We start from the raw sequence: 24,260 nt of genomic DNA, 5'->3' as shown, positions 1-24,260 counted from the left end.
GTCATTTGTAATTTCCATCGGAATGGATTACCGCTTGAAATGAGTATAGAGGGATTAAGTATCTAGAAACAATCAAGCCAATCATGAAGGATGGCTAAGTAAAAGGATTTGTTTATACATTGGCCAATTAAAAGAGCAACACATATAATGAGTGATTATGTATATAGTATTGCATTTGTGTTGGTATCGTCACGGATTGTAAATTTGTATAAGGTGCGAAGTCTAATTTAAGACTTCGCACTTTTGCTGTTTAACAGCTTTTATTACGAAGCTATTAACAATAGAAAAAGGAGAATGTAACTAGTTATGTGGATACTACTGTATGATTGGTGCAACAAATTGTGACTCTAACGTATTTGAAAGGTTTGATAAATTCACCGTTTATCGTCCTGACATTGATATTAAAAAGGCATTTAGTGGTACTGCAAGACATCTTGCTTTTGGATCAAGTATCTATAATTGTGTAGGAGCAGCATTTGCAAAATTAGAAATTGAAATAGATTCAACGATCAAAGATAATATTAGCGGAAAAAAATTGAGGGACATTAAAGATTTTGTGAAGAGGACTTCAAAAATGAAATAACATTGTAATAAGTTATATTTCTATTATTAATTGAAAGTTATTACCCTATAAATTCAGTCATTTATTATATAACTGAGTGCATAAAAAATGAACCGAACTCTATTAAATAACGTAAAAGCTAAAAGGTTTTCGCTTTGGGAACATCTCAAAATATTAAATTGATGGTAACTTTGTTGTAGCTCTTTAAACATACCTATATTAAAACCCAAATTTCTCAATTTAATGCTGAGAAATTTGGGTTTTTCTAAAGGAATCAATTTTTTAAAAAATTTTTAGAAATTTAAAGATAAAGTATTGTATACATGTAAGTATGATTAAAAATGAAAAGTTGTAAATGCTAAATTTAATTAAATATGCCTTACTCTCTTTAACATTGGCCTGAATGAATAGTTTATAGGAGATTACACTGGCTAAAGATGCGATAATTGTTCCAAGCCCTCCAATATTTACTCCTAGTAATAAAGCTTTCCAATCAGAAGTAAAGTTTGATAGAAGAATTGAAGTAGGAAAATTGCTAATCAATTGACTCAAAAATATGGAACTAAAGAAGACTGAAGTATCTCCTCTTAAATTAGCGCGAGCAAATGTCCCCAGTGCATCGGAATGGGAAATGTTTCCGATAAAAATAAAAAAACAGACAAAGGTTATTAGAAGAAAGTAATCGATCTTAAATAGTAAGTTTCTATCTAACGTAAATGCTGCTATCAGTGTGACTATTAGCGCGATGTAATAATTAATAACACCAAAAATAGATGCAATGATAGTAATAAGTATCAAAATCCAGACGGTAGCTTTTTTTCGATTTTTCACGGTAATAACAGGTAGTTCTATTTTCAAATCTGTTTTTTGAAGTTTTTGAGTAAATATAAATAATAAACTAATTCCAAGTACAGCTAAAAGCAGAATTGAACCTAAAAATGGGATGAGCTTAATTCCATAGTAAGAATATAGGTATAAATTTTGTGGGTTTCCCATAGGCATCAAGCTACTACCGATGTTTGCTGCAATTGTCTGCAGGATGATTGTCTCCATCATGTTCATTTGTGTTTTTTTACTAATGACAAGTGTTATTGGTACAAAAGTGAGGAGAGCAACATCATTTGTTACAAACATGGAGCAAATAAAGCATAACAAAATTAGAATAATAGATATTGACCTGCTGTTATTGCATTTATTTAAAATCGCAACGGCAAGTTTGTCTAATATCTTTAGCTGTTCCAAGGCCTTAATGGCTACCATCAGATTAAATAAGCTAATTAACACTTCAAAGTTAATATATTCGATCTTTGGCGAATGTATTAAGCAGCTTACAATTGCTAGTATCAGTGAAATGGTAAGTACTAAATCCTTTTTTAAAAATTCGAATTTCATAAGGAGTCTTTTTTTATTTTGAACGAATACTATTTCTTTCACAATACACCACCTGTAATCTATGTTAGTAAATATACGTTTTTTGGGATAACTCGATATTGCTAGAAAAGAGGATGTCATAAGGTCCTAAATAAGAGTTTTGTAATGTTTCATCCCTTCAACAAAATCTTTTTTTCTTAGTGTCTTTCCTGTTGTAAATATGTGCAATATAGACGAATCCAACTAGGGGGATTAATTGAGAAAACAAATGTTTTTTGTATGATAACATAAATAAATTAAATGTTTTATTTTTTTAATATTCTTATAATATTCCATTGATTCTTGATTTCAAATACTTTATATGAACTTCTAAAAGAGAAAAAATATGCATGTTTTTATGAAGAAAATAGAGGCTTGTCAGAGGTTAGGTAGAACAGCATCCGCGACGTTTGGATACTGTATAAAATTCACAAAATCTCACTGTTTTTTTAGATGAAAAATCTTAAAATATTTTTTTGTTTTTATAAAAATCTGTACTTTTTCGTAACATTCTGTACTTTTAATTATAAATTAAAGACAAGCTTCTCTTAGTTGAAGATTGAAAGCGCTTCATAGTTTTTCTATAAATTTTTTATCTAGCCTATTTTTGAGATTAGTAGTGAGAAAGGAGATATTTCCATGTTCTTGAGAAAATTAACAAATAACCAGTTAATCACTATTGATTTTATGATTTAAATCACCGGTAAACGAAACAAACATAATAGTACAACAATGTTAGTGGATAAAAATATTAGTTTGCAGAAAGGGGTAGAGCATCCGTTTGTATAAGCGTTAAGTACTTCAAAATTTCAGTTTTACGGTTACATGTTGTGCTGTTTGCTTAAACAGGCCAATCCGATTAATATAGAAAATTTTTATCCTTGTTGTATTTGAATATGAAAGAGGTATTTATACCAGGAAATATAGGTGATTTTATATAAATTATAATATATAAACTTTGGCATGGAGTGATGATATGGAAAGGTTTTTTGTAGAGTTAGTCGGATCAACAAATGATTTTTTATGGTCTAAATTGTTAATTATTATGCTTGTTATTTGCGGAATTTATTTTACATTTAAATTGAATTTTGTACAGTTTCGAATGTTAAAAGAGATGGTCCGTGTATTAATGGAGGGGAAAAGTGGTTCTAAAGATCAAATCTCTCCTTTTCAAGCGTTTTGTATTGGTATGGCAGCCCGCGTTGGGACAGGGAATATTACAGGAATTGCGATTGCAATTGCATTAGGTGGTCCTGGAGCTGTATTTTGGATGTGGATTATTTCTATTATTAGCTCGGCATCTAGTTTTGTCGAAAGCACATTAGCACAGATATATAAAGTAAAAGATAAAACTGGTTTCCGCGGTGGTCCATCCTATTATATGGAAAAAGGGTTGAATAAACGTTGGATGGGAGTATTATTCTCTATTTTAATCACAATTACTTTTGGACTTGTATTCAATTCAGTACAATCAAATACAGTTACAATTGCTTTTCAAAACTCATTTGGTACAGATCGTCTAACAGTTGGGATAATCATGGCCATTGCTTTCGCTGCGATTATTTTTGGTGGTGTACAACGTATTGCAAAAATGGCTGAATACAAGGTGGTATTTTTAGCGGTATTATACATTGGAGTTGCATTATTTGTTGTAGTTACCAACATATCAAAAATGCCGGAAGTTCTTTCTCTTATTGTTCAAAACGCATTTGGTTTTAAACAAATAGCAGGCGGTTCAATTGGTGCAGCACTTATGAATGGAGTTAAACGCGGTTTATTCTCAAATGAAGCTGGTATGGGAAGTGCACCAAACGTTGCTGCAACAGCAACAACAAGTCATCCGGTGAAACAAGGACTGATTCAAGCATTTGGTGTATTAACGGATACACTAATCATTTGTACTAGCACCGCCTTTATTATTTTGCTGTCTGATGCATATAAACAACCGGGGTTAAATGGTATTGCACTTACACAAGCAGCATTAAGTGAACACATAGGCCCTTGGGCATCGGGTTGTCTTGCTATCTTTGTTTTTTTATTTGGATTTGGTGCGTTAATTGGCAACTATTATTATGGTGAAACAAACATTCGCTTCTTACATACAAGTAAAGTGTGGTTAATGATATACAGAATAAGTGTGTTGGCTATGATTGTATTTGGTTCTGTTGCAAAGATTCAAATTGTATGGGATTTAGCGGACTTATTTATGGGCTTTATGGTTATTATTAATTTAATTGCTATTACCTTACTTTCAAAAGTAGCATTTGCGGCGTTACAAGATTATATAAACCAGAAAAAAGCTGGTAAAGATCCTATTTTTTATAAAGAAAACATTAAAGGACTTGAAAATATTGAATGTTGGGATAGTTATGAGAAAACTTCAAAAAAGAAAAGTGTGTAATAAGAAGGATATTCAGACTGCAATATGTCTGAATATTTTTCTTGGTTCTAGTGCAAATATTATTGATTATAGTAAAGAAAAAATCATTCTATATAAAGTTAATAGTACGGGGGAATATTATTAAATGATAAAGGATTCTAGCGTTCAAGTTGAGGGGCAAGAAAAAGTTTGCTTAGATCAATGGGTAGCTCATTATCGAGCGTATGCAGCTAAGGGACGAAGCGCCAGTTATATTCCCGCTCTGGGGGAAATAAATGTATCGCAGTTAGGTATTTGTATAGTAAAGCCAGATGGAACAATGATAAAATCAGGAGATTGGGAGATACCTTTCACATTACAAAGTATATCAAAAGTAATCGGTTTTATAGCCGCTTGTTTAAGTCGCGGTATTTCTTATGTATTAGAACGAGTTGACGTAGAGCCAACTGGAGATGCCTTTAATTCAATTATTCGTTTAGAGATACATAAACCAGGAAAACCTTTTAATCCTATGATCAATGCTGGAGCGATTACGATAGCTTCACTTTTGCCAGGGACATCGGTGCAAGAAAAATTAGAATCTCTATACGTATTAATTGAAAAAATGATAGAGAAGCGTCCCGCTATTAATGAAATAGTATTTCAATCAGAATGGGAAACGGCTCATCGTAATAGAGCATTAGCATACTATTTAAAGGAGAATGGTTTTCTAGAATCAGATGTGGAGGAGACACTAGAGGTTTACTTAAAACAATGTTCGATTGAAATAAATACAGAAGATATTGCCTTAATAGGGCTTATACTAGCACATGATGGATATCATCCTATTCGCAAAGAACAAGTGCTCCCTAAAGAAGTAGCTAGGTTAACAAAAGCTTTAATGCTTACTTGTGGAATGTACAACGCTTCTGGAAAATTTGCTGCTTTCATTGGATTACCAGCTAAGAGTGGGGTATCCGGCGGAATTATGACACTTGTTCCCTCAAAATCTAGGAAGGATTTATCGTTTCAAGATGGATGTGGTATTGGTATTTACGGACCAGCCATTGATGAGTATGGGAATAGTTTACCAGGAATTATGTTGTTAGAACATATTGCAAAAGAATGGGATTTAAGTATATTTTAAAAAGGAGCACAGATATTTTGGTGTTAGAGCGAGTCCAAAAGTGTTCAGACCTTATATTGTGTCTGAACATTTTTGAGTTATAAAGTATCTTTCTAAAGTAGAAGAGTGTAATGAATACTCACAATCTATAATGCTTTCGTTTATAACTTATTTATCAGTTTTTGAAAAAAATAGAGTAAGTATTGTATTAATGCAAATAGGTTTGTATACTGACTGTTAGGCGAAAGTGAGAAGTGATTATTTTGAATCTTAGTAATTTAGTAAAAAAAGACATCTATATTCTCGTTTTAATGATACTTACAGTACCCTTAGTAGGTGAAATAAAGTCATTTCCCTTAAATGAAACATTTAGAATGAGCTTTGGTGCACCAACATTTTTCTTTTTTTTATTATTGTTTCGACGATTTCCAGCATTTTTACCGGGTTTTTTAACAGCGATAGTCGTGGTAGTATTTCGTATCTCAATGGATGTCATTATAAAGGAAAATATGGATTGGCTAGCCGCTTTTCATACTCACTATCCTAGTTTTTTCTTTTATTTTACTTATTCGTATCTCTTTCATTTAGCAAAAATCAAACGTTTTTATCATCAACCACTAATGATTGGTTTTATTGGTTGCATGATTGAAATACTGTCAGACTGTGTGGAATTAATGATTCAATATTTCGTATTAAAAACATCGATCACATCCGAGGCAATAAATGAGATCATTGTTATCGCATGTTCCCATAGTTTTATAGTTCTAAGCTTTTTCAATATGATGAAATTGTATGAAGCACAATCAAGGGAGCGACATATAAAGAAACAAAATGAACATATGCTCATGCTCATCTCTAATTTATATGAAGATGCTGTTCATTTAAAAAAAACATTACAAGATGCTGAGAATATAACAAAAAAATCCTATGATTTATATAAAACTTTAGACTCTTTTGAGCATAAACAGATGGATTTTCAGTTTGAGGATTTAAGGCAACAGGCATTACAAATTGCTGGTGAGGTCCATGACGTTAAAAAGGATAACCAACGTATTTTTGCGGGACTTTCAAAACTAATTTCTGATGAAAGTTTTACAGATTATATGTCTGTACATGAACTGGTAAATATCATTATACGGGCAAATACGAAATATGCACAGTTGTTAGAGAAAGATATCCAATTTGTGTATAAAATTGATGGTGTGCATCCTCATTATCATATTTATACAATCTTATCTATTATAAATAATATCGTTACAAACGCTGTAGAAGCTATCCAAGGTATGGGAACCATCACAATTGACATTAATAAAGACCACCATTTTGTTGAATTTCAAATAGGCGATAATGGTCCTGGTATTTCTTCAAAATATAAAGATTCAATTTTTGAGCCTGGGTTTACTTCTAAATATGATGATTTAGGCAATCCATCGACAGGTATCGGATTATCGTATGTTAAAGAAATGGTCGCACAACTTGAAGGTGATGTTACGCTTGGGGACAGAACCGAAGGAAAAGGATCAATTTTTATAATTAGATTAGGGATTGATCATATAATTTCGAAAGGGTGATTCTATGTATTTTTATATAGTAGATGATGAAAAAGCGGTTCGCTCAATGTTGGCTCAAATTATCGAGGATGAAGATCTTGGGGAGGTTATAGGAGAAGCTGAGGATGGTTTATCTTTAGAGCAACAAATGGTAATCCTTAAAAATATAGACATTTTATTTATCGATTTGTTAATGCCGAATCAAGATGGAATAAAAACAATTCGTCAAATAAAGCCTTCGTTTAAAGGGAAAATCATCATGGTCTCTCAAGTAGAATCAAAAGAATTAATTGCTGAAGCTTATTCGCTTGGTGTTGAATACTATATTATTAAGCCAATTAACCGGATTGAAGTATTAACAGTTGTTCGGAAAGTCATTGAACGAATTCGTTTGGAAAAATCAATAAAAAACATTCAAGAATCGCTTAATATGGTACTAAAATTGGATAGTAATTCAAGTGTGCAAGAAAAATACCGTAATGAAAAACATTTAAATACTTTCAATCATTTTCAAAATTCCATTCATTTTCTTTTGTCTGAATTAGGAATAGCCAGTGAAAGTGGAAGTAAAGATTTAATGGATATGCTAGATTATTTATATAAATATGAACAAGATAACACGTTGGAACAAGGCTTTCCCTCACTAAAAGAGATTTTTATGAATTTGGCTCAAAAAAAACTTGGGGATTCAGCTGAAGATGCCGAATTAAAAAGGTTCATAGAAGCTTCCAAACAACGGATTCGGAGAGCTATTTATCAATCATTAAACCATTTAGCATCCCTTGGACTTACTGATTTTTTAAACCCGAAGTTCGAAAATTATGCTTCTAGATTTTTTGATTTTACTACCGTAAGGAGAAAGATGACAGAATTGAATAATGAACCAACATTACCTGCTCGTATTGATACGAAAAAATTTATTCAAGTTCTTTATTTTGAAGCAAAACGAATACACCTGGAGTTAAGATGATAAACTCTTGCTAATTATTATTTTCAATTGCTAGATTGATAATTGTTTTCATGTTATTTGTTTTATATAGTTTTTCTAAGAGAGTATTTTCCTTTATTTCATATTGATTTTAAAATCAGAAAATTCCGTATCGATTCGGTAGAAGTGTATGAACTTATAACAAAAGAATATGTATTTTTTATTTTTTTAAACATTAATATTCATTTAAAAAAACGAGTATTTTCACAATGAAATATAAATACATAGTAAGTTGAATTTAAAAAAAGATGCTATCTTCTAGCATCTTTTTTTCTTTAAGAGGAAATATCATTAATACTTATATTATTTGAAATTCAAATGCGGGCATATAAATAACGGAAAAGGAGATAATATTTAACAAATTATAATTGGAAATGGTATTTTAGGTCAGAAATGTTTTTATACTAATTAGGTTATTGGTACTAAATAAGCATAAAGTATCGCTTTTCTGCTCTTTAATCTTATCGTTATTTTTTATTAAGTACATATCGTTTTTTAGAAATCTCAATCCTAGCAGAGTATATAAATTGGGTGATAAAAATGTGGAACATAATTACTTCTTATCTTCCAGATTGGAAAGTCTTTGTACAAGCTTTTATCTTGTTTTTAATTCCGTATACTATCTCAAGAGTTTTTCATTGGGTTCGTATGTCAGAGAAAGAGTGGGAAGAATGAGTTGGTGGAAGTCAAGAGACAAACAAGTGAAAAAAAATAATATTCAAAGTAAAACGAAACAAGAGCATAAACCTTCTCAAAATGCAATCGTTCATTTCACAAATGATTTTGCCTCTAACTTAGAACTTATAAAGCAACAAATCGGACATAATTCTGATGTTCGCTTTCGGAAGTTTAATATTGGACGCACAGATATTCAGGCTGGGATCGTTTTTGTTGATGGCCTATCAGATAAAGAGATAATTGACAAACATATTATGAAATTACTAATGGATGATTTTTCTGATGAATATAAAAATGAAACTTCTTATGTGGAGGGGACTGTTTCAAAAGAATATATTAAAAATAAAGTTCTTACAATTAGTGAAGTAGCAGAAGTCCATTACATAAAAGATTTAATACCCAAAGTATTGATAGGTTCAACAGTTCTTTTAATTGATGGTTTAGCAGATGTGTTTATTCTTGGTACAACAAAAGCAAATAAACGAAACATTGAAGAACCAGTATCGGAGGCATTAGTCAGAGGGCCACGGGTCGGTTTTACTGAAGTATTAAGTGATAATACCTCACTTTTGCGACGACATTGTGCGGATGAGAGCTTATCATTAGTAAAGCTACCAGTAGGAGAACGTGCAAAGAAAGAGTTAGTTGTCGCATTTATTAGAGATCTTGCTAGTACAGAATTGGTGGATGAAGTAAAAAACAGAATTCAGAAAATTGACATAGACAGTGTACTCGAATCTGGTTATATAGAGCAACTCATTGAAGATAATTATCTAAGTCCTTTTCCACAGATTCAAAATACAGAACGACCTGATCGTGTTATTAGTGCTTTAATGGAAGGTCGAGTAGCTATTTTGTTAGATGGAACACCATTTGTTTTAATTGCTCCAGTTACATTTAGTATGCTGCTGCAATCACCAGAAGATTATTATGAAAGGTGGCTTCCTGGTACGCTTCTCCGCTTATTACGCTTCATGACAGCTTTTGTTTCATTATTTGCTCCAGCACTGTATATTTCTTTTATTTCATTTCATCCAGGATTAATTCCCACTAAGCTCGCTATTTCTATTATCGGATCGCGAGAAGGAGTTCCTTTTCCCGCTTTAATAGAAGCGTTAATTATGGAAGTAGCTATCGAAGTTTTGCGAGAAGCAGGTTTACGTCTGCCTAAACCGATTGGACCTGCAATGGGAATTGTGGGCGGTTTAATAATTGGTCAAGCTGCCGTAGAAGCAGGAATTGTTAGTCCAATAATGGTTATCGTTGTTGCGGTAACAGCTATTTCTTCTTTTACTATTCCACAATATAGTGTAGGAATTACGTTACGCATTCTTCGTTTTGTAGCTATGTTTTGTGCTGCGATATTTGGTTTGTATGGAGTTATTCTCTTCTTTCTTTTACTTTGCAGTCATTTAGTGAAACTGAAAAGTTTTGGCGTTCCTTATACCAGTCCTGCTGTTCCATATCGATTCAGTGACTGGAAAGATTTTATGGTTCGCATGCCATTAAAAATAATGAGACGTCGACCAAAAATAATGCATACCCAAAAAAATATCCGCAAAAGGTAGCTGATGACGAAAGGAAGTGGCCTTCAGTGATTACTAAACTTAAAGACCGAATAACAACTTCACAGGCAGTTGTTATTATTGTAAATTACATACTTGGGACAGGAATTCTCACTCTGCCTAGAGCATCTGTGGAAAAAGTGAAAACACCAGATGTATGGATAAGTGTGATATTAGGTGGAATACTGGCAATGGTTTCAGGAGTAATTATGGTCAAATTAAGTCAGCAGTTTCCAGAAAAAACATTTTACCAATACAGTCAAGATATTGTAGGGAAATGGATAGGCAGGTTGCTTAGTTTTCTTATTATAGGGTATTTTCTTACAACTTCAGCATTTCAAATTCGTTCAATGGCAGAAGTAATAAGCTTTTTTTTGCTCGAAGGAACCCCCACATGGGCTATTGTTATGCCTTTTATGTGGATAGGTCTCTATTTGATTATGAGTGGTATTAATTCAATTGCACGGATGTTTGAAATAATATTTCCTATTACTGTTTTTATTTTTTTAATCATTTCCTTTATGAGCATCGGAATATTCGAGATAGATAATCTCCGTCCCGTATTAGGTTTGGGAATTAAACCAGTATTAGATGGGATAAAAACAACGTCTCTCGCATATACAGGTCCTGAAATTATGTTAATTCTTTTGGTATTTATGGAACAACGAAATAAAGCAGTAAAAGCTATTTTAGTTGGAATTTCTATTCCGTTAATCTTTTATGTAATAACTGTTGTAATGGTCATTGGTGCATTATCAATTGATGGGGTTGTAACAAGAACATGGCCGACAATTGACCTTATGCGCAGTTTTGAAATTTCTGGATTGATATTTGAACGTTTTGAATCTTTACTGCTTGTAATATGGATTATGCAAATATTTGCTACCTATACGATTAGTTATTATGCAGCTGCATTAGGATTAGCGCAACTCTTTAAAAAGAGTATTCATCCGTTTATTTTTGCTTTGATTCCAATCATTTACATCATTGCTATGACTTCGAAAAATATAAATGACTTGCTTAAATTGGGGGATATGCTCGGTAATGCTGCTTTATTTTTATTTGGTTTACTGCCACTGCTTCTTCTTATTATTACGCGATTAAAAGGAGGAGTAGTGTGAAAAATAAATTTAATTATATGCGGTTCTATTTTGCTTTGTTATGGACGCTTTTGCTTCTATTTTTAACAGGATGTTGGAGCAGTAAAGAAGTAGAAGAGTTGAGTTTAACTGCAGGTATAGCACTAGATAAAGGGAAGAATTCAACAATTGAGAAAGAAGATGAGGAAGGAGGTTATCCTAAAAGAAATCTTATAACAGCTACTTATCAAATTGTTAGTTCGCAAGCACAAAGTAAAGGAAATGGACAACAAAAACGTTATATTAATGTTTCTGAGACAGGTGATTCCATTCATCAAATTGTTCGTGAGTTTTCATTGAAAAGAGAGAGCACAATGTTCAGCCCACATTTAAAAAACATTGTTATTAGTGATAGTCTTGTACGTACATACAGTTTAGAACAATTACTTGAACAGTATCTCCGTGACAATGAAGTTCGGCTTAGCTGTATGCTCTTAATTAGTAAGGGGCTAGCGAAGGAGGTACTGGAATCAAACAAAAAAGGAGAAATTCCAGCATTTCGTTTGTCTGGAATTGCAGATAATAGAAATAGAACAACAAGGATTTTACCTCCTGTATCGCTCGCTAAATTGGAAGGAAAGATGCGGTCAGGATCCAGTTTTCTTTTGCAAAATATAATCTCGATAAAAGGGGAAACAAAATTTGCAGGAGCTGCTGTAATTAAAGGGAGGACAAAAAAGTTGATGGGCTTTTTAAATGAACAGGAATTGGAAGGAGTAGTATGGATAAACGGAAAAAGGAATGGTGGTGTGGTAAAAACTTTTGATAAAGAATCAAAGAAACTCATTATATACGAAATAAAGTCAATAAAAAGCAAAATCATACCACATGTTAACGGAAATAATATTTCCTTTGATGTAAACATTGAATCAGAAGGGCGTTTGTCTGAAAATTGGATGCAATCAGGAAAAGATTTTGAAAATGAATTTTTAAAAAAGGAAGAAAAAGCTATTGAAAAAGAAGTAAAGCACTTAGTACATCATGTTACAAAAAAAATACAAAAAGAATATCAAGTCGATATTGCGGGTTTTGGCAACCAATTAAGAATTAAACACCCGAGAACATGGGAGAAAGTCAAAAAAGATTGGGATCAAAAATTTAGTAAAGTACCGATTAAATATCATATAAATGTAACTATACAAGATTATGGAGCGTCAAGTTTAAAACGATGAGATACCTTAATTGAAATTATATTTGAATCAAAACAAAAAGTTATAAAAGTTTTAATTTGAAAATTTTTGTAACTTTTTGTTTTTTTATGTCCTTCTTATTATAGATTAAAGAAATGATTTTATCCCGCTATTTGCCGGGCAGTAAGACTCACACCTGAAAGCAAAGAAGTTATTAGAGGTATATGTAAGCTCTATATAGGAAGGAGAATTTTGAAATTCTATTGATAAACCAAGTAATTGTAATAGCCCTTATTTAGAATAATAATTTCAAAATCAATAAAATTTAGAGTAGAAGGAGCAAGAGCAAATTATTATGAATAAACAAATAGGTTTTATCGGATGTGGAAACATGGGTATTGCTATGATAGGTGGGATGATTAAAAAAAATATAGTTTCTCCAGATCAAATAATTTGTTCAGATTTAAATGTCATTAATTTAAAAAATGCTAGTAATGAATATGGCATAACTATAACTACTAACAACAATGAAGTCGCTAACAGCGCTGACATTTTAATTTTATCAATCAAACCAGATTTATACTCATCGGTAATTAACCAAATAAAAGATCAAATAAAAAATGATGTAATCGTTGTAACTATTGCTGCAGGAAAAAGTATTAAGAGCACTGAGAATGAATTTGGTAGAAAGTTGAAAGTTGTTAGAGTAATGCCTAATACACCGGCACTTGTTGGAGAAGGAATGTCTGCGTTATGTTTTAATGAAATGGTTACAGAAAAAGATATAAAAGAGGTACTGAACATATTTAATATTTTCGGCCAGACGGAGGTCATAAATGAAAAACTAATGGATGTTGTTACATCTATTAGTGGTTCTTCTCCAGCATATGTGTATATGTTTATAGAAGCCATGGCAGATGCTGCTGTACTTGGCGGTATGCCGAGAAAACAAGCTTATAAATTTGCGGCTCAGGCTGTATTAGGTTCTGCAAAAATGGTATTGGAAACAGGAATACATCCAGGTGAATTGAAGGATATGGTTTGTTCTCCAGGTGGAACGACGATAGAAGCTGTAGTAACGCTAGAAGAAAAAGGTTTAAGAACAGCTATCATTTCAGCTATGAAACGTTGTACGCAAAAATCTATGGAAATGTCTAGTTTAACTAGTAAGTGAGAAGCGAATTTATATAATATTTCAAATCTATTTAATGTAAAAGAAATATTATAAGACTATCTAATAACTAAGTAAATTTATATACAACAATAATGAGAAGAGCAAACCTTATTTTAAAGGGGATACAGAGAATATGAGTAAGTTATTAAAAAAGAAATCCGTTACACAATTGTTGGAGCATAATCAAAGTAAGGCCTTAACGAAAACATTAGGAGCATTTGATTTAATTATGTTAGGGGTAGGCTCGATAATTGGAACGGGGGTTCTTGTGTTAACTGGATTAGTAGCAGCAAGAGATGCTGGTCCAGCAGTTATTTTTTCATTTGTACTTGCAGCAATTATATGCGGATTTATAGCATTATGTTACGCAGAAATTGCTTCCACACTCCCGGCGTCTGGTAGTGTATATACGTACTCATATGCAACAGTTGGTGAGTTTGTTGCTCATCTAGTAGGTTGGTCTTTACTGTTAATATATATTGTGGCAACAGCGGCTGTCGCTGCTGGATGGACAGGCTATTTCCACAATTTAATAAAAGGGTTTGGATTAGAGATACCTAAAGCTCTAGTAACGATCCCTTCACATGGTGGTATTGTGAATCTACCAGCAGTAATCATTACATTGATATTAGCATGGATGTTATCCCGTGGTACAAGGGAAAGTAAACGAATCAATAATATAATGGTATTGATTAAAATTGGTATGATTTTGTTGTTTATTACAGTTGGTATATTCTATGTAAAACCAATGAACTGGATACCAATTGCACCATACGGTTTAAGTGGGGTTTTTACGGGTGGAGCAGCTATTTTATTCGCTTTCACAGGTTTTGATATATTAGCAACTTCAGCAGAAGAAGTAAAAGATCCGAAGCGTAATCTTCCCATCGGTATTATTGCATCATTAATCATATGTACAATTATTTATGTTATCGTATGCCTTGTTATAACAGGAATGGTTTCCTATAAAGAATTAAATGTCCCTGAGGCAATGGCTTATGTAATGGAAGTGGTAGGACAAGGAAAAGTCGCTGGTGCAATTGCTGCAGGTGCTGTAATTGGCCTTATGGCTGTTATTTTTTCCAATATGTATGCAGCAACACGAGTATTCTTTGCAATGAGTCGTGATGGATTGTTACCGAAATCATTTGCGAAAGTTAATAAGAAAACTGGAGCACCCACTTTTATAACTGGATTGGCAGGAATAGGGAGCTCTATAATAGCTGGGTTTATTGATTTGAAAGAATTGGTTAATTTAGTTAATATCGGTAGTTTGGTGACGTTTGCGTTAGTTTGTCTATCAGTTATTATTCTACGTAAATCACACCCAAATTTAAAACGTGGATTTATGGTACCTTTTGTACCTGTATTACCAAGCGTTTCAATTGTATGTTTTTTGTTTTTAATGCTAAATTTACCGTTAAGGACATGGATGTACTTTAGTATTTGGATTACTATTGGGGCAGTCATATATTTCTTTTATTCGATAAAACACAGTAATTTAAATGAGGAAACGATCTCGAAATTACATAATAAAATTGCGAGATAATAACGATAGAAAATTTTATTAATAATCATATTGATAGTTGAGCAACATAGAAACAGTTTTTTGATATTTAGCAAGAAATAAAATGAAAAATCCTAGGACAGCTGAGTGCCTTTTTTAGAAACCTTGCCTGTTTTTCATGATTTAAAACTAATAAGGAGAGGAAAGTATGAGTGAATTGCATTTTATGAGTCTAGAAGAACTGGATAATGAATTAGAAAAAGATGACAGTGGTATTTATTTTATTAAAGATTATAATGACAATATTATTTATATAGGCAAGGCTTTTAGTATAAAAAGTAGAGTATTAGCTCATTTTAATAGTTATTCCAATATTAAGGAATATGTACATTTATTTAATAAAGTAGCGTATCTCATTGAAGATAGTTTGTTAAAACGCTCATTGTTACAAGTTACTTATATGATTAAATATAAACCAGTATTAAACAAAGAAGTCCAAAAAGAATTCCCAGAGTTATATACTCAATACATTAAGCAAACAAATAAAAAATCCATGTTGTTAGAAATTGAGGAAGCTAAAGAAAAAAGGGATGAGTTAAAGAATAGATTGATAAAATTAGTAGGCGGAAAAACTATGTTTTATGACATAATTTCTCTGTTAAACAATGGATATAACTATCATGTTCTCGCAAAAGTATTGAGCATAGAACTTCAAACTTTAATTATAATGAAAGAACACCGAAACAAATTCCCGATGCCACATAATTATAAGAGGACAATTAAGCATCAAGATATAATGTATGCTTTATCTGGAAAAAAGAATTTAAGTATTTCAAGGTTAAACACTTAACTTTAAAGTAGTAAATTCGTTGCTTTTGTAGCTTTTATTGTTATATTGAACTGCAATGTACATTTGTGTTTCAAATTTAATTGGTGGAATAAGGGGAGGGAAAGGGTTCCTATAAAAATGCTGGAAGAAATTAGGTTACTTATGCATAAATAGCATAAGTAGGCACATGTTATTTATAAATATATTGGAAGTGCAATTATAAATATTCAAAGATACGAAAGTAATACAAATGAAATTCTTATTTCTGCTACTACAAGTACTATTGAGCAAATAAAGTATGAAATTGCTTTTGAACTAGGAGTCACACTGGGACCTGATACATCACATCATCTGCAAATGGTTCGGATCGGTGGAGAGATTACAAAACGCTTAGTTCGAATGGCTGATAAACAGTTAACAGGTCAATACAGATTACACTAAGAAAATAATCCGTATATATATGGATTATTTTTCCTTTAATTTACAAAAAAATAAATTTCGGAATTGAAAAAACCTCTCAGATTCCTTTGTGATAATCTTTTTTAGTTGTGTTAATGACATAGGTATCTAAAAGTGGTAAATTCGATACGAACGATGTATGAGCTCTTAAAATAGTTTTGGTGTTATTTGTAATTTTAATTCCATAATACTTAAGCTGATATAATATAATGTTTTATGTCTAAATCGATATAAAATAATAATTGTTAAGTGATATTTCTTTTTTTATAGAATAAGTAAAAACTGATACTGTAGTAATTACTGTTTTGAGATCAATTTACTGTGTACCTTAATTATTGAAGTTTTTTGTTGATTAACAACTATTGTGTTTGGAAATTAATAATAAGTTTATCCCGCTATTTGCCGGGCAGTAAGACCCCCACCTCAAAATTCAGCGGAAGCAAAGAAGTTAGGTGGGGGATCAACTGTCTGTAAAAGCCCGATTTGTGTGGGCTAATAATCAGTGGGGGATGAACAAAACCCCCACTGATTAAAGTTTCACTTTATGTGATGCGGTAATAAAACTAGCTATTTTGCTATTCTTAGTATTTGTAAAGTCTATATATTTTTCCCTCTTTTGTGGAAAGTAAAACTAATGTTACGACCAGTAATATAGTGTCATTTTTTGAATATTCCATTCGTTTTTTATTTTTATTTTTAGTTGATGAAAAGACCTTTCTCTTAATTAAATGTTTAATTGAGCACTTGAATTTCCTCCACCTTGTACTTTTCAAAACATAGTGTTTCAAAAATAGCCGTATCGCTTTCCTCTTTTTCCGATTTCACGACTTCTTTATTATCTTTTTCTAAAATTTGGAGCAAAATAGTTTTTCAGTTTCATATTTAAATTAGCAGTATTTATTTTTTGAATTCAATTTGTATAAATGATTGAATTGGAACTTTGACTGTTATTTCTTGCGGTGGTACAGTATCTCCTGTTACTTTCGTTTTATTTGTAATATTTTTCTATCTCGGTCCTCGCATTGACTACCACTGTATTTTGTAGTGCTTCACTGTTTTCTCAAGTTCAATAATTATATCTTGTAGAATTAAGAAAAGAACTTAGCTTATTTCGTTTACTTATCTACTCTGATATTTAGATGCTAACTACAATTAAATAATATATGATTTTTATAAAAAAGATATAGTAATATTTTGTTGTGAATTGTACTAATTTGATATTTTATAGTATTATTTGTCGTGAATTATATCTAACAGAATATATTTTATGGATCTATAAAGGAGAATGTAATGAATACTTCTATCGATATACAACACTTGTGTGATCTTGCACATAAAGCATTTAATGCCCCTGTACATATTTTATCTGCAGACAGAAAAATTTTATATCATTCTACATCTGATAATGTTTGTAGTCCTTTTTATTCTTCAAAAGAAGAACATCTTAGTGATATTTATCAAGAAAACGATCCCTTTAACTTGCCACTTTTCCGAAGTAACAACTATCTTGAAAATTTTGTTCTAATTCATATAGAAAATCATGATGATATTAAAGGGACTATTATAATCGGTCCTACTATACATCCAAAAGATTCAGATGATATGATCATAAAATTTCAGAAAGAATTTAAATCAAATGATAACATTCAAGAAAGACTTGCCTATTATCAGTGTTTATCTGAGATTAAAAAAACTACATTAATTGATATGGGAATTCTATTACATTACATGATTTTCAATGAAAAGTTAGATGTAGATATTGTCTTGGAAAAAAATAAAGTACTAGAGGAAATTCCTAATAAAAATGTGAAACCTGATTTATATATTTTAAAACGTCGACAAAACAAACCTAAAACGCACAATATGTCATTAGTAAATGATTTCTTTTCGACTATTAAAGAAGGGAATAAAAAAAAGTTAATACAGTATATGTATGCGGTTTCGCAAGAAGATGTTGAACTTATGCTAATAGAGGATCCGCTCAGGAATCAAAAAAACCTTGGAATTATTGCGATTACCTTAGCCACTCGATATGCAATAGAAGGAAACCTGCCACCAGATATTGCTTTTGCTCATAGTATTTTATATATACAAACCCTGGAACAATTAGATAATGTAGAATCTGTAAAGCGATTGTCAGGGGATGCTTTACGTACTTTTGCAGATCGTGTGAAAGAATACAATGCAAAAAAGTATTCTTACGCGGTTACTACATGTATAAAACATATTAATAAAAATGTTTACGATGGAATATCTCTGAATGAACTTGCTAATCATTTAGAAATTACGCCTACTTATCTGTCTAAACTATTTAAAAAAGAAATGGGAATTACTTTAAGCGAATATATTCAAAGGGAACGAGTGGAAGAAGCAAAGAAATTATTAACACTCACTACTTATTCGTTATCAGATATCTGTGCTTGGCTTAACTTTAATGACCAAAGTTATTTTATAAGAGTTTTCAAAAAAATCACTAGCATGACCCCTAGGCAGTACCGTGAAAAATATACAATAATATAAGTTTGTTACCTACTGTCTCCAATGTAAAGACTTAAACATGGGTGTAAGTATCCCAAAAAATGAAAATTCACTAACCATTATTTTGCTAAAGGAAACAAAAAGATAGAAGGCTGCAAAGTGTTCCAAGGAAGCTTTGTAGCTTTTTTGTAATTTAAAACCTATGTTTATAACGATGATAAGTTTATAGACTAATATCTTCATATTAGATATTTATTAATAATGATATTGGGATATTTCGTAAAAAAATCAATAATATAACATATATTACTAAATATATCTACATTTTATGCAATTATACATAACTAAATAAAGGTAAAAAAGTATAAAAAAACCTATTATATTATTCTATAAGTATTTTTTCTAAAATAAAATTTCTTGGTTGAGCTAAAATAGTTATTTTTAACCGTATACACATTAATTTGTAATCATTACAATTACAGAAATGAAATTTACGAATAACTATATTTATATAATTTTTTTCGGTTCATATTTTTATTTAACAGTAAATTATCGAGCATAATCGACAAAATTTTTCTATTTACGCATTAAAAATTTAATGTTTTAATGAACAACATAACTGGTATGACCAGACAGAAAGGAGAAGGTTACGCTAATAGGAATTATAGTGAAGTTATAAGTAACATTATGTCTTTAATAATTTTCTAAATAGTCAATTTATTTACAAGAGGTCAAGAATCAAATTGGTAATAAACGTGTTCTAAGTTTCTGCATAACAAAAGTGAAGTTATTCCGCAATAAAAGTATAAGTAATGTACAGTATAATTTCACCTTTTGTTGTCTACTAAGGAGTTTGCTGACAAAACTAAGAGGGATATTATCAAATTGAAATTAAACAATGTTATGACAAGATTAACTGTAAGCATTGGTTTATTGATCCTCACGATTCTGTAAGTTAAACCGCAACTTTAGGAAAGAATTAATAATTTACTACTCATAAGGTGCCTGATTCAAATATAGTTAATAAATTTTTGTTATTTATATTTAAAAAAATAGAGTATCGAAATGAGAGATAAATAAAATCCTTACATCCTATTAGAAGTAAAAAACAACGATATTAACGTATCTGAAAGATTTCTCCTTCTTATCCAGTTTACAAAGAGAGCGGTCGTACAAGTTATATGAATTAAGTTATAAAAACAATGGTAAAGGAGTGTACGGAATGAAAACTAAAATAATGACAGGATTATTAGTCACATCCATTGTAACTGGAGCAACTATTCCTATCAATACTCTCGCAACACCAATCGTTCAAGCGGAAACTCAACAGGAAGGCATGGATATTTCCTCTTCATTACGAAAATTAGGTGCGCAATCTAAATTAATCCAAACGTATATTGATCAATCTTTAATGAGTCCTAATGTACAGCTAGAGGAAGTCCCAGCTTTAAATACCAATCAATTCCTAATCAAACAAGATATGAAGGAATGGTCATCGGAACTCTATCCACAGTTAATTCTATTAAATTCAAAAAGTAAAGGATTTGTAACAAAATTTAATAGTTATTACCCGACATTAAAATCGTTTGTAGACAATAAAGAAGATAGAGAAGGGTTTTCGGATAGACTTGAAGTACTTCAAGAAATGGCTATGACGAATCAAGAAAATGCGCAACGACAAATCAATGAATTAACAGATCTTAAATTACAGCTTGATAAAAAATTAAAAGATTTTGATACTAATGTGGCAACTGCGCAAGGCATACTAAGTACAGATGGAACAGGAAAAATAGATCAGTTAAAAAATGAAATATTAAATACCAAAAAAGCAATTCAAAATGATTTACAGCAAATTGCATTAATACCAGGAGCTTTAAATGAGCAGGGATTTGCTATATTCAAAGAAGTTTATAGTCTTTCAAAAGAAATTATTGAACCAGCTGCTCAAGCAGGGGTGGCAGCGTATAACAAAGGAAAAGAAATTAACAACTCTATTCTAGAAGCGGAGAAAAAAGCGGCGCAAGAAGCGACAGAACAAGGTAAAACTGCTCTAGAGATTGAATCAGCAAAAAAAGCAGCTCGTGAAGCAATTGAGAAAAGCAAACAAGGTGAAATAGCAGCCGCAGCCGCAGCAAAAACACAAGAGTATGACCTGATGAAGGTCATTGATACCGAAAAGATTAAGAAAACATTTGGCGTTTTTGCTGAAGTAAATAAATTAACAGCAGAACAGCGAGCATATTTAGATGATTTAGAGAAACAAAATCAAAAAATATATGATTTAACAACGAAACTATCAATAGCTGATTTACAAAAATCAATGCTTCTTCTTACACAAAATGATTTGCATACGTTTGCAAATCAAGTAGATGTAGAACTGGATCTACTAAAGCGCTATAAAGAAGATTTAAATCTAATAAAAAATAGCATTACAAAATTATCTACTAATGTTGATACAACTAACGAGCAGTCTCAAAAAGATACATTAAGACAATTAAAAAATGTAATAAGTTACCTTGAAGAACAAGTATATAAATTTTAATATTGCGTTTTTAGGGAATTCATACAGATTATAAGCATTTAGCGAAAGAAGGAGAATAGTCATGAAAAAATTTCCATTCAAAGTACTAACTTTAGCTACATTAGCAACTGTTATAACTGCTACTACCGGTAACACTATTCATGCATTTGCACAAGAAACGACCGCTCAAGAACAAAAAGTAGGCAATTATGCATTAGGCCCCGAAGGACTGAAGAAAGCATTAGCTGAAACAGGGTCTCATATTCTAGTAATGGATTTATACGCAAAAACAATGATTAAGCAACCAAATGTAAATTTATCTAATATCGATTTAGGCTCAGAGGGGGGAGAGTTGCTCAAAAATATTCACCTTAATCAAGAGCTGTCACGAATCAATGCGAATTACTGGTTAGATACAGCGAAGCCACAGATTCAAAAAACTGCTCGTAATATTGTAAATTACGATGAACAATTTCAAAATTATTACGACACATTAGTAGAAACTGTACAAAAGAAAGATAAGGCAGGTCTAAAAGAGGGTATAAATGATTTAATTACTACAATCAATACAAATTCAAAAGAAGTTACAGATGTGATTAAGATGCTACAAGACTTCAAAGGGAAACTATATCAAAATTCTACAGATTTTAAAAATAATGTTGGTGGTCCAGATGGGAAAGGTGGATTAACTGCAATATTAGCAGGTCAACAGGCAACGATTCCACAACTTCAAGCTGAAATTGAGCAACTTCGTTCTACACAGAAAAAACATTTTGATGATGTATTAGCATGGTCAATTGGTGGTGGATTGGGAGCAGCTATTTTAGTTATTGCAGCTATTGGAGGAGCGGTAGTTATTGTTGTAACTGGCGGTACAGCAACACCGGCTGTTGTTGGTGGACTCTCGGCTCTTGGTGCAGCTGGTATCGGTCTAGGAACTGCGGCTGGTGTCACAGCATCTAAGCATATGGACTCCTATAATGAAATTTCTAACAAAATCGGAGAATTAAGTATGAAAGCAGATCGTGCTAATCAAGCAGTTCTTTCGCTTACTAACGCGAAAGAAACATTGGCATATTTATATCAGACTGTAGATCAAGCGATATTGTCTCTAACAAATATTCAAAAGCAATGGAATACAATGGGCGCAAATTATACAGATTTACTGGATAATATCGATTCTATGCAAGACCACAAATTCTCTTTAATACCAGATGATTTAAAAGCCGCTAAAGAAAGTTGGAATGATATTCATAAAGATGCAGAATTCATTTCAAAAGATATTGCTTTTAAACAGGAGTAGAACTGAAATTTAAAACCTAAATTGGAGGAAAATGAAATGATAAAAAAAATCCCTTATAAATTACTCGCTGTATCGACGCTATTAACTATTACAACTGCTAATGTAGTTTCACCAGTAACAACTTTTGCAAGTGAAATTGAACAAACGAACAATGGAGATACGACTCTTTCTGCAAATGAAGCGAGAATGAAAGAGACCTTGCAAAAGGCTGGATTATTTGCAAAATCTATGAATGCCTATTCTTATATGTTAATTAAGAATCCTGATGTGAATTTTGAGGGAATTACCATTAATGGATATGTAGATTTACCTGGTAGAATCGTACAAGATCAAAAGAATGCAAGGGCACATGCTGTTACTTGGGATACGAAAGTAAAAAAACAGCTTTTAGATACATTGAATGGTATTGTTGAATACGATACAACATTTGACAATTATTATGAAACAATGGTAGAAGCGATTAATACAGGGGATGGAGAAACTTTAAAAGAAGGGATTACAGATTTGCGAGGTGAAATTCAACAAAATCAAAAGTATGCACAACAACTAATAGAAGAATTAACTAAATTAAGAGACTCTATTGGATATGATGTTAGAGCTTTTGGAAGTAATAAAGAGCTCTTGCAGTCAATTTTAAAAAATCAAGGTGCAGATGTTGATGCCGATCAAAAGCGTCTAGAAGAAGTATTAGGATCAGTAAACTATTATAAACAATTAGAATCTGATGGGTTTAATGTAATGAAGGGTGCTATTTTGGGTCTACCAATAATTGGCGGTATTATAGTGGGAGTAGCAAGGGATAATTTAGGTAAGTTAGAGCCTTTATTAGCAGAATTACGTCAGACTGTGGATTATAAAGTAACCTTAAATCGTGTAGTTGGAGTTGCTTACAGTAATATTAATGAAATGCACAAGGCGCTTGATGATGCTATTAACGCTCTTACTTATATGTCCACGCAGTGGCATGATTTAGATTCTCAATATTCGGGCGTTCTAGGGCATATTGAGAATGCAGCTCAAAAAGCCGATCAAAATAAATTTAAATTCTTAAAACCTAATTTAAATGCAGCGAAAGACAGTTGGAAAACATTACGAACAGATGCTGTTACATTAAAAGAAGGAATAAAGGAATTAAAAGTGGAAACTGTTACTCCACAAAAATAGGGAAATATTAATTCTGCGTAAAGTGAACTAAAACATAGAAAGTCTATGATTACACTGTTAAACAGAAAAGTAATAATTAATAAATCCTTATATAACAGAAAGGCGGAGTCTCATTAAAGACTTCGCCTTTCAATTATATATAAGTATGATTCGAATAAAAAATAACCTTGTAGTTTAATTGCTTTTTTAAAATTTGCAACAGAATCGGTTAATTTGAAGCGGATTATATACATTTTCTTTAATACTTAATGATTTGAAGGCTGCTAAAGAAAGTTCAAACGATACTGATAAAAGATGTAGAACTCATTTTGAAAGACA

General features: G+C 31.7%; 18 protein-coding genes. 16 read left to right on the top strand and 2 right to left on the bottom strand.

Annotated features, from left to right (window positions below; all coding sequences use genetic code 11):
• Nucleotides 1–322: 322 nt before the first annotated feature.
• Nucleotides 323–583, top strand: a complete 261-nt coding sequence (locus tag NZ044_RS15410; RefSeq protein ID WP_000578627.1) for a hypothetical protein — start codon at nucleotides 323–325, stop codon at nucleotides 581–583.
• Between the two features lie 261 nt (nucleotides 584–844).
• Here NZ044_RS15410 and NZ044_RS15405 read toward each other — a convergent pair whose 3' ends face one another.
• Nucleotides 845–1,996, bottom strand: a complete 1,152-nt coding sequence (locus NZ044_RS15405; RefSeq protein WP_000659290.1) for an anion transporter — start codon at nucleotides 1,994–1,996, stop codon at nucleotides 845–847.
• A gap of 952 nt (nucleotides 1,997–2,948) precedes the next feature.
• On the opposite strand from NZ044_RS15405, the gene NZ044_RS15400 reads away from it, so the two are divergent.
• From NZ044_RS15400 to NZ044_RS15350, 11 genes are all read left to right on the top strand, one after another.
• Nucleotides 2,949–4,373, top strand: coding sequence for an alanine/glycine:cation symporter family protein (locus NZ044_RS15400; protein ID WP_000439283.1), 1,425 nt, complete (start codon nucleotides 2,949–2,951; stop codon nucleotides 4,371–4,373).
• A 124-nt stretch (nucleotides 4,374–4,497) separates the two neighbouring features.
• Nucleotides 4,498–5,478, top strand: a complete 981-nt coding sequence (gene glsA, locus NZ044_RS15395) for a glutaminase GlsA (protein ID WP_000588648.1) — start codon at nucleotides 4,498–4,500, stop codon at nucleotides 5,476–5,478.
• A gap of 233 nt (nucleotides 5,479–5,711) precedes the next feature.
• Entirely contained in the window at nucleotides 5,712–7,028 is a 1,317-nt protein-coding gene (locus NZ044_RS15390) for a sensor histidine kinase (RefSeq protein ID WP_000584786.1), read from the top strand.
• 4 nt (nucleotides 7,029–7,032) lie between these two features.
• The gene (locus tag NZ044_RS15385) at nucleotides 7,033–7,977 is read left to right on the top strand and encodes a response regulator (RefSeq protein ID WP_000274088.1); all 945 of its coding nucleotides are present in this window, start codon (nucleotides 7,033–7,035) and stop codon (nucleotides 7,975–7,977) included.
• A 689-nt stretch (nucleotides 7,978–8,666) separates the two neighbouring features.
• Nucleotides 8,667–10,241 carry a spore germination protein gene (locus tag NZ044_RS15380; RefSeq protein ID WP_000119226.1) on the top strand — a complete coding sequence of 525 codons (1,575 nt, stop codon included), beginning with the start codon at nucleotides 8,667–8,669 and terminating at the stop codon, nucleotides 10,239–10,241.
• A 26-nt stretch (nucleotides 10,242–10,267) separates the two neighbouring features.
• Entirely contained in the window at nucleotides 10,268–11,359 is a 1,092-nt protein-coding gene (locus NZ044_RS15375; RefSeq protein WP_000628928.1) for a spore germination protein, read from the top strand.
• Nucleotides 11,356–12,549 (top strand): Ger(x)C family spore germination protein, encoded by a 1,194-nt coding sequence (locus NZ044_RS15370; RefSeq protein ID WP_000790794.1) that lies wholly within the window; start codon nucleotides 11,356–11,358, stop codon nucleotides 12,547–12,549. Before NZ044_RS15375 ends, NZ044_RS15370 begins: the two co-directional genes overlap by 4 nt.
• Before the next feature lie 313 nt (nucleotides 12,550–12,862).
• Entirely contained in the window at nucleotides 12,863–13,681 is an 819-nt protein-coding gene (gene proC / locus NZ044_RS15365; RefSeq protein ID WP_001041290.1) for a pyrroline-5-carboxylate reductase, read from the top strand.
• Nucleotides 13,682–13,814: 133 nt separating this feature from the next.
• Entirely contained in the window at nucleotides 13,815–15,230 is a 1,416-nt protein-coding gene (locus NZ044_RS15360; RefSeq protein ID WP_340949840.1) for an amino acid permease, read from the top strand.
• 166 nt (nucleotides 15,231–15,396) lie between these two features.
• Entirely contained in the window at nucleotides 15,397–16,038 is a 642-nt protein-coding gene (locus NZ044_RS15355; protein ID WP_001292175.1) for a nucleotide excision repair endonuclease, read from the top strand.
• Nucleotides 16,039–16,236: 198 nt separating this feature from the next.
• On the top strand, nucleotides 16,237–16,458 hold the full coding sequence (locus tag NZ044_RS15350) for an alpha/beta-type small acid-soluble spore protein (RefSeq protein ID WP_044783651.1): 222 nt from the start codon (nucleotides 16,237–16,239) through the stop codon (nucleotides 16,456–16,458).
• A gap of 750 nt (nucleotides 16,459–17,208) precedes the next feature.
• On the opposite strand, the gene NZ044_RS15345 is transcribed toward NZ044_RS15350, so the two are convergent.
• Nucleotides 17,209–17,337 (bottom strand): hypothetical protein, encoded by a 129-nt coding sequence (locus tag NZ044_RS15345; protein WP_003281887.1) that lies wholly within the window; start codon nucleotides 17,335–17,337, stop codon nucleotides 17,209–17,211.
• Nucleotides 17,338–17,766: 429 nt separating this feature from the next.
• Here NZ044_RS15345 and NZ044_RS15340 point away from each other — a divergent pair, with 429 nt between their 5' ends.
• The 4 genes from NZ044_RS15340 to hblA all read left to right on the top strand — a co-directional run bounded on the left by NZ044_RS15340 (nucleotide 17,767) and on the right by hblA (nucleotide 23,942).
• On the top strand, nucleotides 17,767–18,996 hold the full coding sequence (locus tag NZ044_RS15340) for a helix-turn-helix domain-containing protein (protein WP_001097907.1): 1,230 nt from the start codon (nucleotides 17,767–17,769) through the stop codon (nucleotides 18,994–18,996).
• A gap of 1,180 nt (nucleotides 18,997–20,176) precedes the next feature.
• Nucleotides 20,177–21,496, top strand: coding sequence for a hemolytic enterotoxin HBL lytic component L2 (gene hblC, locus NZ044_RS15335; RefSeq protein WP_000850235.1), 1,320 nt, complete (start codon nucleotides 20,177–20,179; stop codon nucleotides 21,494–21,496).
• A gap of 61 nt (nucleotides 21,497–21,557) precedes the next feature.
• Nucleotides 21,558–22,778 carry a hemolytic enterotoxin HBL lytic component L1 gene (gene hblD, locus NZ044_RS15330; protein ID WP_000714435.1) on the top strand — a complete coding sequence of 407 codons (1,221 nt, stop codon included), beginning with the start codon at nucleotides 21,558–21,560 and terminating at the stop codon, nucleotides 22,776–22,778.
• Nucleotides 22,779–22,814: 36 nt separating this feature from the next.
• Nucleotides 22,815–23,942 (top strand): hemolysin BL binding component B, encoded by a 1,128-nt coding sequence (gene hblA, locus NZ044_RS15325; RefSeq protein ID WP_098506792.1) that lies wholly within the window; start codon nucleotides 22,815–22,817, stop codon nucleotides 23,940–23,942.
• Nucleotides 23,943–24,260: the final 318 nt, after the last annotated feature.

It is taken from the genome of Bacillus sp. FSL K6-1338 (genome assembly GCF_038006965.1).
Classification (GTDB): domain Bacteria; phylum Bacillota; class Bacilli; order Bacillales; family Bacillaceae_G; genus Bacillus_A; species Bacillus_A thuringiensis_S.
This window is presented reverse-complemented; position numbering and strand designations above follow the sequence as displayed.

Coding starts and splice junctions, on each gene's coding strand:
- NZ044_RS15410 (WP_000578627.1), top strand. CDS start 323: ATGATTGGTGCAACAAATTGTGACTCTAACGTATTTGAAAGGTTTGAT.
- NZ044_RS15400 (WP_000439283.1), top strand. CDS start 2,949: ATGGAAAGGTTTTTTGTAGAGTTAGTCGGATCAACAAATGATTTTTTA.
- glsA (WP_000588648.1), top strand. CDS start 4,498: ATGATAAAGGATTCTAGCGTTCAAGTTGAGGGGCAAGAAAAAGTTTGC.
- NZ044_RS15385 (WP_000274088.1), top strand. CDS start 7,033: ATGTATTTTTATATAGTAGATGATGAAAAAGCGGTTCGCTCAATGTTG.
- NZ044_RS15380 (WP_000119226.1), top strand. CDS start 8,667: ATGAGTTGGTGGAAGTCAAGAGACAAACAAGTGAAAAAAAATAATATT.
- proC (WP_001041290.1), top strand. CDS start 12,863: ATGAATAAACAAATAGGTTTTATCGGATGTGGAAACATGGGTATTGCT.
- NZ044_RS15360 (WP_340949840.1), top strand. CDS start 13,815: ATGAGTAAGTTATTAAAAAAGAAATCCGTTACACAATTGTTGGAGCAT.
- NZ044_RS15355 (WP_001292175.1), top strand. CDS start 15,397: ATGAGTGAATTGCATTTTATGAGTCTAGAAGAACTGGATAATGAATTA.
- NZ044_RS15340 (WP_001097907.1), top strand. CDS start 17,767: ATGAATACTTCTATCGATATACAACACTTGTGTGATCTTGCACATAAA.
- hblC (WP_000850235.1), top strand. CDS start 20,177: ATGAAAACTAAAATAATGACAGGATTATTAGTCACATCCATTGTAACT.
- hblD (WP_000714435.1), top strand. CDS start 21,558: ATGAAAAAATTTCCATTCAAAGTACTAACTTTAGCTACATTAGCAACT.
- hblA (WP_098506792.1), top strand. CDS start 22,815: ATGATAAAAAAAATCCCTTATAAATTACTCGCTGTATCGACGCTATTA.